This is a genomic window from Stenotrophomonas sp. PD6, from assembly GCF_049199305.1.
Lineage (GTDB): Bacteria > Pseudomonadota > Gammaproteobacteria > Xanthomonadales > Xanthomonadaceae > Stenotrophomonas.
The window spans coordinates 614,239-626,336 of record NZ_JBLZQD010000001.1 but is presented as its reverse complement, the minus strand read 5'-3'; the positions used below and the strand labels follow the sequence as shown (position 1 = coordinate 626,336).

The window sequence follows — 12,098 nt, the reverse complement described above, 5'->3', positions numbered from 1 at the left end:
GGATATCCACCCATGAAGCGATTCAACCTCGATCTCGTCAACGCCCAGCGCACGCTGAAGACCGTGCTGATGGCCACCGCTTTCGTCGGCGCCATGTTCGTCCCGCAGGCCTTTGCCCAGGAGTTCGGTGGTACCGACACCAAGGTGTGCGGCTTCTTCAGCAGCATCAATGGCCTGCTGAGCATCGCCTCCATCGCCGTCGTCACCATCGCGGTCATCTTCGCCGGCTACCAGATCGCCTTCGCGCACAAGCGCATTGCCGACGTGGCGCCGATCCTGATCGGTGGCCTGCTGATCGGTGCGGCCGGCCAGATCGCCAGCATGCTGCTGGGCGACAGCTCGGACAACAGCGCCTGCAGCGCGATGCTGACCAACGCCCTGCAGCACTACAGTGCATAAGAACGTCGTTTTTCGTGGCTGTACGCGCCCGGCAATGTTCATGGGCGTTCCCTACGTGCCGTTCTTCTTCGTCGTGGGTGGCCTGTTCCTGCTGAGTGTCTACACGAACTTCTGGTACCTGGCCTCCATTCCGGTGGCCGTGTTCGTGATGCGACACATGGCCAAGCGCGACGAAATGATCTTCCGGTTGATGGGCCTCCGACTGCAGTTCAAGTTGAGGGTCCGCAACGTGAAGGATCATGACGGCATGTGGGTGTTCAGCCCGAATCACTACCGCACCAAACCGGCACCCAAGGATTGAGGTGCCGGAATGGCCCTGGCAGCTTCTGCCCGGGCCATTCCGACTTACCGAAGACCCCTCATCGGAATCCGCAGCATGTTCAGCCCAGACACCTCCATTGCCGAATTCATCCCGCTGTCGTCGCACGTTTCCACCAACGTGGTCAAGACGACCGGCGGCGACTATCTGCTGACCTGGCATCTGGAGGGGCTGCCGTTCGTGGGTCGCGAGGAGTGGGAGCTTGAGCACAAGCACAACACCTTCAACCGCCTGCTGCAGACGCTGCGCGCGCCCGACTTCGTCAACGTGGCCTTCTGGGCCCATGACATCCGTCGCCGCCGCACCCTGAAGGGCAAGAGCAGCTTCAAGCAGAAGTTCAACCAGGACGTGTCCGACCAGTACATGGGCATGCTGTCCTCGCAGCGCATCATGCAGAACGAGCTGTACCTCACCATGCTTTACCGCCCGGTCGTGACCGGCAAGCGGTTCGTGGAGAAGTCGGCCGACGTCGGCAAACTGCAGGCCGAGCAGTCCCAGGCCATCGAAAAGCTGATGGAACTGGCCGGCAACGTGGAAGCGGTGATCCGCGACTACGCCCCGTACCGCCTTGGCATGTATGAAGCCAAGAACGGTATCGTGTTCTCCGAGACGCTGGAGTTCTTCGGCTACCTGATCAACCGCATCGATGAGCCCGTGCCGGTGCTGTCCGCGCCGATCAAGGACTTCCTGCCGGTAAGCAAGCACATGTTTTCGGCCAAGACCGGCGATTTCGTGATCGCCACGCCCAATGGCGTCAACCATTTCGGCGCGATCCTCAATATCAAGGAGTTTGCCGAGGGCACGTACCCGGGCATCCTCAACGGCCTGAAGTACCTCGACTTCGAGTACGTGGTCACCCATTCCTTCAGCCCCATGGGCCGCCAGGACGCGCTGAAGGTGCTCGACCGCACCAAGGGCATGATGATCTCCTCCGGCGACAAGGCCGTGAGCCAGATCATCGAGCTGGACCAGGCCATGGACCAGCTCTCGTCGGGCAACTTTGTGCTGGGCGAATACCACTACACCCTGGCGGTGTATGGCGACAGCCAGGCCAAGCTCTCGCAGAACGTGGCCAGCACCCGCGCCGAACTGTCCAACGCCGGCTTCGTCTCGGTGAAGGAAGACCTGGCCGTCACCTCCGCGTTCTACGCACAGCTGCCGGGCAACTGGCGCTACCGTACCCGCCTGGCCAACCTGAGCTCGCTGAACTTCCTGGGCCTGTCGCCGCTGCACAACTTCGCCACCGGCAAGCAGCACAACAACCCGTGGGGCGACTGCGTCACCACCCTGCAGACCACCAACGGCCAGCCGTACTACTTCAACTTCCACGCCACCCACCCGTCGGAAAATTCGCTGGGTGAAAAGGCAATCGCCAACACCATGGTGATCGGCAAGTCCGGTACCGGCAAGACCGCGCTGATCAACTTCCTGCTCAGCCAGGTGCAGAAGTACGACCCGTCGCCGACGATCTTCTTCTTCGACAAGGACCGCGGCGCGGAGATCTTCGTGCGCGCCTGCGGCGGCAACTACCTGGCGCTGGAGAACGGCTCGGCGACCGGCTTCAATCCGTTCCAGTGCGAGAACAACGAAGCCAACGTGCAGTTCCTGGCCGACCTGATCAAGGTGCTGGCCGGCAAGAAGGAATACAGCGCCCGCGAGGAAGAGGACATCTACCGCGGTGTGGAGAGCATGCTCGACACCCCGATGCACCTGCGCAGCATGACCAACTTCCAGAAGAGCCTGCCCAACATGGGCGACGACGGCCTGTACGCGCGCATGCGCCGCTGGACGTCGGGCAACTCGCTGGGCTGGGTGTTCGACAACCCGGTCGATACCATCGACCTGAGCAAGGCCAACATCATCGGGTTCGACTACACCGACATCATCGACAACCCCGAAGTGCGCGTGCCGGTGATCAACTACCTGCTGCACAAGCTGGAGTCGCTGATCGACGGACGCCCGCTGATCTACGTGATGGACGAATTCTGGAAGATCCTGGACGGCGAGGGTGGACTGAAGGAGTTCGCCAAGAACAAGCAGAAGACCATCCGTAAGCAGAACGGTCTGGGCATCTTCGCCACGCAGAGCCCGGAAGACGCGCTGAAGAGCGACATCTCCGCCGCCCTGATCGAGCAGACCGCCACGCTCATCCTGCTGCCGAACCCGAATGCCAGCAAGTCCGACTACATGGACGGCCTGAAGCTCACCGAAGCCGAGTTCCGCGTGGTCACCGCGCTGGACGAACGCTCGCGCTGCTTCCTGGTCAAGCAGGGCCACGCCTCCAGCGTATGCCAGCTCAACCTGCGCGGCATGGACGACATTCTGTCGGTGATCTCGGCCTCGACCGACAACATCGACATCATGCACCGGGTGCTGCAGACCGCATCGGCCCGTGCACGTACGCCGGTCAGTGAACTGACCCCGGAGCAGTGGCTGGAAGAGTTCTACAAGAATCGCAAGGGATCGGGCAAGCCGGCAGCGGCCAGCTCGGACGCGGCCTGACGTAAGGATACGGACCATGAGCAAGAAGACATTGGAGGGTGCAATGAACATCTCGACCAACAACACGACCACGACTCGTCCGGCCAAGCGCACGCGCATGCGTGCGGTCGTACTGAGCATCGCGATGCTGCTGGGCACGCAGAACGCCTACGCGGGCATGCCCGTCATCGACATCACCTCGATCATCGGCGAAATCCGGTCCTGGATCTCCGACACCACCGAGTACGCCAAGGAAGCGGTGCGTTGGAATCAGATGAAGCAGCAGATCGACGAGGTGCGTGCGATCTTCGATGCGTTCAACTACATCGTCGGCTTGCCGGATGGCGCAAAGCTCGAGAAGGTTCCACCCAAGTACCTGGTGGAGGAGGCTTGCGGCAAGAAGGCCTTGGGCTTCGACCTCAAGACCGCGGTCAGCGTGCTGGGCATCAGCGATGGCGATATCGCCGCGCAGCAGGCGCAGATCTGCGTGAACATCCGCATGATGCAGAACCGCAAGTACAACGACTCCGTCGACTTCCTCGAGAAGACCGTCAAGCAGGCCGAGGAGCAGATGTACAAGAACTTCATGAGCCGTATCGGCAGCAACAAGACCGGCGCGGTGCAGGCAGCGGACAGCGATACGCTACGTCTGGGCAATGAGTTGAACATGATGGCCCAGCAGTGGGGTACGCGCATGCAGGCGTATGACGCCTACATCGCGGCGCAGCAGGAGAACCAGAACGTGCTGGCCAGGGCCGCGCTGAAGGGCAACCCGAAGAACAAGCTGCTGGGCGACCTCGTCCAGACGGTGGCATTGAAGGGCGCCCTGAGCGTTGATTGAGCGGCATGAGCCCCGCGCGCATCAGGCGCGCCGGGCCCTGGAAAGTGGGAAGACCAAAGGACTATGGATATGAAGCTCGCATCGATCGCAAATTTTGACATCTCGGGAGGCCTGCAGGACCTGCTTGGGTACGCCACGCGTATCCAGTCGATCGGCGACTTCGTCTTCTTCCGGCTGATCCTCAGCTACCTGGAAGATCGCATCAACAAGTTCGGCATCGAGTTGCTGACCCACATGATGACCTGGGTAGGCGGCATCGCCCTGGTACTGATGACCTTGTGGGTGCTCATCCAGGGCTACCGCATCGTGACCGGCCAGAGCCGTGACTCGATGATGGCGCTGGTGACCAACATGGCACGCGCGGCCCTCATCGTCAGTGTCGCCACCAGCATGGCGATCTTCGGCACGAGCATCCAGGAGTTCCTGACCAAGGACGTCAAGGGTGTGATTTCGGCGGTTGTCACTGGCAAGGACGATCCGCCGGAGAAGCAGATCGACCAGGCCCTGGGCTGGATGCAGGTGGCGCTGTCCAGCGTGGATGCCATCAAGGTGGTCGGCGACCCCAGCATCAGCAGTGAAAAGACCCAGGCACAGCTGTTCATTGGCATGGGCACCGGTGGCCCGGCCGTAGTGGCGGGCTCCATGCTGCTGCTCTATCAGATTGCCATGGCACTGTTCGTTGGATTCGGTCCGTTGTTTATCTTGTGTCTCTTGTTCGAGCAGACCAAGCCGCTGTTCCAGAAGTGGTTGCTCTACGGCATAGGCACAATGTTCTCCATGGCGGTGCTGGCGGCGATGGTCTCCATCGCGCTGGACATGGTCATCCGCGTGTCGGTCGCGTTCTGGGCCCGCGCTGCGTTCGATCAATTCCTGACGCCCGGTGCCTCTTCGGACGGCCTCACCAGCCAGGCCATGCAGCAGGGCGGCATGGGCTTGATCCTCACCACCCTGATTCTGACTGCGCCCCCAATGGCGGCGTTCTTCTTCCAGGGTACGCTGGGCAACTTCATGGCATATTCCCAGATCGGTGGCAGTCCGATTCCGGCACAGCCGGGCGGGCAAGGTCAGCCGCCGGGTTCGTACACGCCGCCGCAGACGCACAATCCCGCACCCACCAACGCTGCTCCGCAGCATCTGAGCGAGGGTCGTTCTGTCATGGGCTCGCAAGGTACGTCTGTCGCGGCAAACACAACGTCAGGCAAGTATGGCAACGCCCCTACCGGCTAAAGAGTGAATCGTCGTTGTGCCCATATCCAGAGAAGTGTTGCGAGAGAGATTCCCATGAAATTGCTTGTCGCCATCCTCCTTGGTCTTTCATCATTCTCGGCGTTTGCCGAGGGCGCTTGCCCTCCTGGCCAGTATCCAATCGGAGGGCAGGGAGTGCAGGGTTGTGCGCCGATTCCTCAGGGTGGTGCAAGTGCGCCTGCTTCCCCCAAGCCAACGGGCAAATGGGAAACCCGCTGGGGTGCCGTGGCGGAGGATTACAGTGCATCCGAGCGTGGCGTAGTTACGGCGACTGGCGTAGCTGAGTCACGGAAGTCAAAGCGGGATGCGGTGGCGGTTGCGATTGATCAATGCACCAAGGCTGGTGGCCAGAAGTGCAAAGTAGTGATTGCCTACCACAATCAGTGCGTCGCAATGGCCGATCCGAAGCCACGCAGTCAAGGTGGTCTTGGCGGGAAATCCGTGACGTACGGGGCCGAAACTCTCGAGCTTGCCAAATCGGAGGCCATCAAGCGCTGTTCTCCGGACGGTTCTGGGCAGTGCTCTATCAGTTATTCCGCATGCAGCATGTCTGAGTTCAAGGCGTTCTAGCCTTAGCGGAGACCTTGGTGCCTAGGAGGTTCAGCAATGAGCCTCCTTTTTTATGGCCGCATGATTCGTCGGCAGGGACGAATCAGGTCAATTCAAGCAGCACCGTATTCGCGTGTGACGATTCGACTATGTTCAGTCTTGGTCGAGGCGCATGGTGCGAATTTGGTCGAAGGTTTGGAGATTCAAGGTGGCAAGATTGCTCGCAAACCTTATCTTGGTCGCAGCATCGTTTCCTGCATTGGCAGAAGGCGGCTGTCCTCCCGGTCAGTCCCCGTAGGTGGCCAAGGCGTGCAGGGCTGTGCGCCGATCCCTGGCGCATCTGGGGAGCGCAACCGCGCCAGCCCCCAAGCCGACGGGAAATTGGGAGACGAGATGGGGTGCGGTCGTAGAGGATTCGTCTACTTTGCTACGGGAATCTCGGTTTCACGGAAGTCGAAGCGCGAAGCGACTGCGGCCGCGATGAAGGACTGTCAGCAGGCGGGCGGACGCAGTTGCAAGCTGCGAGTGGCCTACTACAACCAATGCGTGGCAATCGCTGATCCGACCATTGCGAGTCGTCAGCGCACGACAGGAAATGCTGAATCGCGCCACGTGGCGGCGGAGACTCTGGAGTTGGCAACTGCTGGCGCGATGAAAGACTGCACGGCATTCGGAGCAGGTCAGGAATGCAGCATCGTGTATTCCGCATGTGGCATGTCTGAGTTCAAGTCTTTCCTTTGATCTCTCGCGAGTCCAGTGAAATTGACTGTGTCGGCTTCAGGCTGCAGCGGTCTAGGATGAAAATATAGAGAGGAGGTTCAGCAATGAGCGTTCTCTTTTCATCCGATGATCATTGAAAGAGCTTGCTCAGCAATCTGCAGCTACGCAGCTACGCAGCTTCGCAGCTTCGCAGTTTGCTTGGTCAGTAGCGACATCTCTCCTTTTCTGGAAAGGGCTGATGCGGCAGCATGGGCGCGATATTCTGCGTCGTTGGTGGCGTGTGGCGCGGTCAGACAGTTCGTCGCAGATCGCAGCTCGCACCTGCGCAGCATGTCGTCAAACTTACTCAGGCGCCGCGCTGAGCCTGATATTCTGCGTGGATAAGATGACAGGGTTGATGAGGTCTCTATGCGTATCGCGTTGATATTCGGATTGCTGGTCACGTCTTTCCACGCCTTTGCAGAGGGCGCGTGTCCGCCCGGACAGTACCCCGTCGGCGGGCAAGGGGTTCAAGGGTGTGCTCCCATTCCTGGGGGAGGCGGAGCTGGCGCAGCGCCGTCCGCGCCTAGAGCCACTGGCAAATGGGAAACGCGCTGGGGGGCTATTGCTGAGGATTCCAGCGCGAACGTGCGTGGTGTCCCGCTGGCAACCGGTGTGTCGGAGTCAAAGCGCAGCAAGCGCGAGGCGGAAAAGGTCGCCGTAGAGCAGTGTCGTGCCGGTGGTGGGTTGAAGTGCGAAGTCACTGCGACCTACAACAATCAGTGCATTGCCGTTGCCGATCCGATGCCTCGTAGCCAGGGTGGTCCAGGCGGTAGGTCGAGCACATACAGCGCCGGGACCGCAGAGCAGGCCAAAGACTTGGCGATGAAGGGGTGTTCGGTAGCAGAGAATAGCGGGTGCTCGATCACCTATTCAGCGTGCAGTATGTCCGAGTTCAAGGCTTTCTAGCGGCTCGCCCTTGGATGTTCCCCGGTAGTGGAGTTGACTGATGCGAATTTGTTTCATTCTGTTGGCGTTGATTGTGGTGCCTCTGACCGCTTTTGCGGAGGGCGCATGTCCGCCTGGGCAGTACCCGATTGGTGGACAAGGCGTTGTCGGTTGCGCGCCAATACCCGGCGCAGGGGCGTCCGGGTCAGCTCCTGCTTCCAGGCCAACGGGAAAATGGGAAACCCGTTGGGGCGCCGTGGCAGACGATACAACGACTGTAGCACCGGGCGCAGACATCGCTACTGGAGTAGCGGCCTCACAGAAGACTAAGCGTGCAGCTGAGTCGCTCGCCATGTCGCGTTGCACGCAGGGAGGCGGTACAGCCTGCAAGGTTCGTTTGTCCTATCACAATCAATGTGTTGCGTTGGCCGATCCAGTTGGCGAGCGAGTTCCGGGCGCAATCACTACTGCCAATACGGCCGTGACCGTTGATGAAGCAAAATCTGACGCATTGAGGATTTGTCAAAGTGTGAAAGGGCAGAGATGTGAGGTTTACTACTCAGCTTGCAGCATGTCCGAGTTCAAGGCTTTCTAGTTCTACCGAAGATCAACGTTCCGAAGGGCGACGTCCAGGCGCTTCACACATCGACCTGTGCTGTGGGTGGAGACGTCCCGGTCACATTCCGGATCGGGACGTGTGGTGCGAATAGGGTCCACGTTTTGGAGATTGAAGATGGCCAGATGGCTGGTAATCCTGATGTTGTCTTCTGCATCGTTCCCCGCATTGGCAGAGGGAGGGTGTCCTCCCGGTCAGTACCCGATAGGCGGGCAGGGCGTCCAGGGATGTGCGCCCATTCCAAGGGCCGGATCCACCGGCGCGGCGCCCGCTGCCAGGCCTACTGGCGAGTGGGAAAACCGTTGGGGTGCGGTCGTAGAGGACATGAAGCCTGACCCCAATCGCCCGCTGGCCACAGGCTACGCGGTTTCGCAGCGGTCAAAACGAGCGGCGATATCCGCGGCGACGAGTCAGTGCAAGACGCAAGGCGGGAACAAGTGTGAAGTCAGGATCGCTTACTACAATCAGTGCGTCGCACTGGCGGATCCAGACCCGGTCAATGGCAGAATTCCGGCCGGCCTGACATCTTCCGCAGTGGGGGCTGAGACCCTTGATAAGGCCAAGAGTTTGGCGTTGGATGGGTGTCGCTCCGGCAGCAAAGGGGCAAGCTGCAGCGTCACGTACTCAGCTTGCAGTATGTCGGAATTCAAAGCTTTCTAGCAGCCATAGCGCTTAAGACTCCAAGAGGAGGATCAGTGATGATCCTCCTCTTTTGCTTCTCTCGCCGCCCGTCGTGGATAGGTGCAGGCGCGCAGGCATCCGCTGCTTTTGGTCAGTTGCGACGTGCCATGCAGCGTCAATATTCGCAATATTCTTGCCTGATGTGGCTTGGATGCTCATCTTGAGCCCGGCCTATTTTCCCGGGTGCGGTATGTCGTCCGAGCGACGTAGCCCAGAGAGCACGGAGCCTTAGGCGTACTCTGGATCGATTCCGGTACTCAGGCATGGCGAAACATCGCCGGTCGATTGCGACGCAGTATTAGTTGGTGTCTATTGATTTTCGAAAGTTCTACGAAACAGTTGAATTGCCAGTCGCTTTCGTTCGATGCATGGTTCCTTTCCGACAACAAGGAGGAGTGCCATGCGCAATTGGATGCGGACGACTAAGAAGGCTGGGCAGCGGAAGCGGCGTGGTGCACTCGCATGCGTGCTCGCGATTGCATCGATGACAGCAACGCAGAGCGTCAGTGCGGGCGCGCCTGTGATCGATATCACTTCCATCGTGGGTGATATTCAAAAATTCTTCTCAGACTCTATGGTGTTCGCCAAGGAGGCGAAACGCTGGGAGGAAGTGAAGGCCCAGATTGATGACGCACGCGCCATCCTCGATCCGCTCCGGTTCTCCATGGGCTTGCCCGCCGGAGTGAAGTTGCAGCCCGTGGAGCCGGATTACCTCGTCAAGGAGGCCTGCGGCAACAAGGCAGCTGGGCTCGGCATGCAGAGCGTCTTCCCCGCGCTGAAGCTTGGCGACCGTTACGCGTTCGAAGGGCAGATGCGGCAGATCTGCGTGAACATTCAGATGATGGAGAATCAACGGTTCAACGAGACCGTGGTGTTTCTGGACAGAACGATGGAGCAGGCCGAGGACGCGTTGCGCCAGGTGTACGACGCCAGGACGTCCAGCGGCAACACGACCGGCGGCGTACAGTCGACGCAGAGCGACACAGCCCGGCTCACCAACCAGCTCAATGTGATGTCCCAGCAGTGGTCGACGCGGATGCAGGGTTACGACGCTTACATTTCCTCGATGCATGCCAGGCAAAGGGTGCTTGCCAGGGCAGCGCTCCGAGGGGATCCGGGTGCGACGGCGGTGTCCGATGTCGTTCAGACCCTCGCGTTGAAGAGAGCGCTGCAGGACGAATGACTCATACCGACGCGGGAAATGGGCATCTTTTGTGACAGAACGTTGTCACGCGCTGCAGTGCGGCATGAGGTGGGCTCAGTAGGCTGTACTGCGCTCCATACGCTGGTAGGGCTCCCAACGATGTAGGGGATTGCCCGCCAAAGTTGTGATCTAATTCAAATATTCCCAGCTTGGTCGCGACGCGGATTTCACGACTGGTGTAGGGTGTCGCGGTTGGGAATCCGGCGACATAGGGGGGGCGCACCCGAAGGGGTTTTGGGTGCAGCCAGAGATCAGCACGGTTGCGAGCATACGGTTGTCGGTCTGGACGAACGTTAGTTCGTTGCCAATAGCGTCGCTGTGATCCACGTAATTCCACTCTAGATTCAAGGACGAAATATGCGAAATGGTTCGCTTTACTCCAGGCACGTGAGTGCTCGTCATTCCGCCTCCCTGTTGCTGCTGCTGCCATTTGCGCTGGGTAGCGCGTACGCGCAGTCCGCGGCCGAAGCCGAAGCCGAAGCGGCTGAGCCAGCCGCTGCGGTCATTGAGCAGGTGGCCGTGTCCACGCCCGAGACAGCCGCTGCACCTGTAGTCGCCTCCTCGTCGGACGCGGCTGCATCGGAACCCGCGCCTGCCGAGATCGCGCCCGATATGCCTGCGGACGCAGTGACGGAGGCGGTTGCTGAATCTCCCGAGACACCGCAGCCGGCAGTTGCGCCAGCGCCCGTTGAAGCATCGGAGCCGGAAGCCGCGCCCGCCGCACCGGCCGCTGCCACCGCCGCACCCGTGGTCGCAGAAGCTGCCGCCCCCTCTGGGGCGGTCAGCACGCCTGCGCCGGCGCCCAGCACCCCGACGCCCGTTGCCGTCGCGGCACCTGCCGCACCGGTTGAGCCCGTCGCCGCGCCCGCTCCGGATGCGCCGCCAGTGCCGCGTTCGCTGCCGGTGCCGACGCTGGCCAACGAGAACAACGCCATTGAGCGCCAGCTGGGCGCCCGCTGCCCGAACGATCTGGCCGCGCGCCTTGCGACGCAGGATGACCTGCTGATCGGCGCCTGCCAGGGCACCATGCCCGCGCACCTGGCCAACGTACTGAAGGCCATTCCGGAACAGCAGTTGCTGCTGCCGCGCGCCGCACGCGAGCGTCAGCTCAGCCAGAAGGCATGGTTCAAGGCGGTGCCGGGCTACGGCCAGCGTCCCGATTTCCTGGCGGTACAGGACGGATTGTGGGTGCGCTCGTTCGAGGGTGCCGATCCGGCCACCACGGTGTATCTGGTTTCTGGCCCGTTTACCTGTGTTGACGGTCGCCATCCGGAGAACATCGGCGGCGAGACGATGCGCCTGTCCACTGGCAGTTGCCGCGAGGCATTGGTGCAGCAGCGCGTGTTCCAGGTCACCGCGGGCGCCATGCCGCAGGACATCACCGAACAGGTGATGCCGGCCCAGCCGCTGGTGTCGGATGCCGACCGCAAGCGCTACGGCGTGGAAGCGGCAAGCGCGCAGCTGGATGCGGGCAAGCTGCAGTTCGGCCCAGCCCTGCGCTGGTATGCCGACGTGAAGGCCGAGAGCAAGGCTGAGCCGCGTACGTACGGCGAGTGGGGGCGCCTGCACCTCGGTTTCCTGGTGTGGAACGGCGAGCGCTTTGAAACGCGCGACACGCTGCCGCGCAGCCTGTGGACCTGTGACCCGGTGGCGCCGGGTGATGTGGCCTGCAGAGGCTATGCCGATGCCGGGCGCGACCCGTACATCGTCAACAGCACGGCAGTGGCAGGACAAAGCGCCACGCCGTAACGCGGGCCAAGCTCCAAATCAGAAAAGCGCCCTTCGGGGCGCTTTTTCTTTGGGGCATTCTTTGGCCTGTGCGAAGCGCTGTCAGTCGGCGCTTACCAGTGCAAAGCGCGGACGCAGGACGCCGTCCACCTCGACCTGCGCGCTGAACATGTCGTAGGGCCGCACCCAGACGCCCAGATCCGCGTCCAACGGGCGGTACAGCACAAGCGGCTCCAGGGTTTCGCTGTGGCGTACCACGCCCAGCACCTGATAGTTGCCGCCCTTGAAGTGGCGGTAACGGCCGGGCGTCAGCGGGGGCAGGGGAGCCAGATTGGACATGGGGTCAATTCCTGAGTGTGCGGCATTGTCTCATGGCGCCCCGGACAGC

13 protein-coding genes are annotated in these 12,098 nt (G+C 61.1%); 12 read left to right on the top strand and 1 reads right to left on the bottom strand.

What is annotated here, in order from left to right:
• Nucleotides 1–12: 12 nt before the first annotated feature.
• From ACOZHM_RS02620 to ACOZHM_RS02565, 12 genes are all read left to right on the top strand, one after another.
• Complete coding sequence (locus tag ACOZHM_RS02620) at nt 13–399, top strand: TrbC/VirB2 family protein (protein WP_421567382.1); 387 nt, start codon at nt 13–15, stop codon at nt 397–399.
• A complete protein-coding gene (locus ACOZHM_RS02615; RefSeq protein WP_421567381.1) occupies nt 392–700 on the top strand; it encodes a type IV secretion system protein VirB3 in 309 nt (102 codons plus the stop codon). Before ACOZHM_RS02620 ends, ACOZHM_RS02615 begins: the two co-directional genes overlap by 8 nt.
• 75 nt (nt 701–775) lie before the next feature.
• On the top strand, nt 776–3,220 hold the full coding sequence (locus ACOZHM_RS02610; RefSeq protein WP_421567380.1) for a VirB4 family type IV secretion/conjugal transfer ATPase: 2,445 nt from the start codon (nt 776–778) through the stop codon (nt 3,218–3,220).
• A gap of 16 nt (nt 3,221–3,236) precedes the next feature.
• A complete protein-coding gene (locus tag ACOZHM_RS02605; RefSeq protein WP_421567379.1) occupies nt 3,237–4,040 on the top strand; it encodes a hypothetical protein in 804 nt (267 codons plus the stop codon).
• 69 nt (nt 4,041–4,109) lie between these two features.
• Complete coding sequence (locus ACOZHM_RS02600) at nt 4,110–5,267, top strand: type IV secretion system protein (RefSeq protein ID WP_421567378.1); 1,158 nt, start codon at nt 4,110–4,112, stop codon at nt 5,265–5,267.
• 54 nt (nt 5,268–5,321) lie between these two features.
• Complete coding sequence (locus tag ACOZHM_RS02595) at nt 5,322–5,855, top strand: DUF4189 domain-containing protein (RefSeq protein ID WP_421567377.1); 534 nt, start codon at nt 5,322–5,324, stop codon at nt 5,853–5,855.
• A 36-nt stretch (nt 5,856–5,891) separates the two neighbouring features.
• Nucleotides 5,892–6,575 (top strand): DUF4189 domain-containing protein, encoded by a 684-nt coding sequence (locus tag ACOZHM_RS02590; RefSeq protein WP_421567376.1) that lies wholly within the window; start codon nt 5,892–5,894, stop codon nt 6,573–6,575.
• A 387-nt stretch (nt 6,576–6,962) separates the two neighbouring features.
• Nucleotides 6,963–7,502 (top strand): DUF4189 domain-containing protein, encoded by a 540-nt coding sequence (locus ACOZHM_RS02585; protein ID WP_421567375.1) that lies wholly within the window; start codon nt 6,963–6,965, stop codon nt 7,500–7,502.
• A gap of 40 nt (nt 7,503–7,542) precedes the next feature.
• Nucleotides 7,543–8,076, top strand: coding sequence for a DUF4189 domain-containing protein (locus ACOZHM_RS02580; protein ID WP_421567374.1), 534 nt, complete (start codon nt 7,543–7,545; stop codon nt 8,074–8,076).
• 138 nt (nt 8,077–8,214) lie between these two features.
• Complete coding sequence (locus ACOZHM_RS02575; protein ID WP_421567373.1) at nt 8,215–8,757, top strand: DUF4189 domain-containing protein; 543 nt, start codon at nt 8,215–8,217, stop codon at nt 8,755–8,757.
• 421 nt (nt 8,758–9,178) lie between these two features.
• Nucleotides 9,179–9,961 carry a hypothetical protein gene (locus ACOZHM_RS02570; protein WP_421567372.1) on the top strand — a complete coding sequence of 261 codons (783 nt, stop codon included), beginning with the start codon at nt 9,179–9,181 and terminating at the stop codon, nt 9,959–9,961.
• A 408-nt stretch (nt 9,962–10,369) separates the two neighbouring features.
• The gene (locus ACOZHM_RS02565) at nt 10,370–11,731 is read left to right on the top strand and encodes a hypothetical protein (protein WP_421567371.1); all 1,362 of its coding nucleotides are present in this window, start codon (nt 10,370–10,372) and stop codon (nt 11,729–11,731) included.
• 81 nt (nt 11,732–11,812) lie between these two features.
• Here ACOZHM_RS02565 and ACOZHM_RS02560 read toward each other — a convergent pair whose 3' ends face one another.
• Nucleotides 11,813–12,049 (bottom strand): DUF1653 domain-containing protein, encoded by a 237-nt coding sequence (locus ACOZHM_RS02560; RefSeq protein WP_421567370.1) that lies wholly within the window; start codon nt 12,047–12,049, stop codon nt 11,813–11,815.
• Nucleotides 12,050–12,098: the final 49 nt, after the last annotated feature.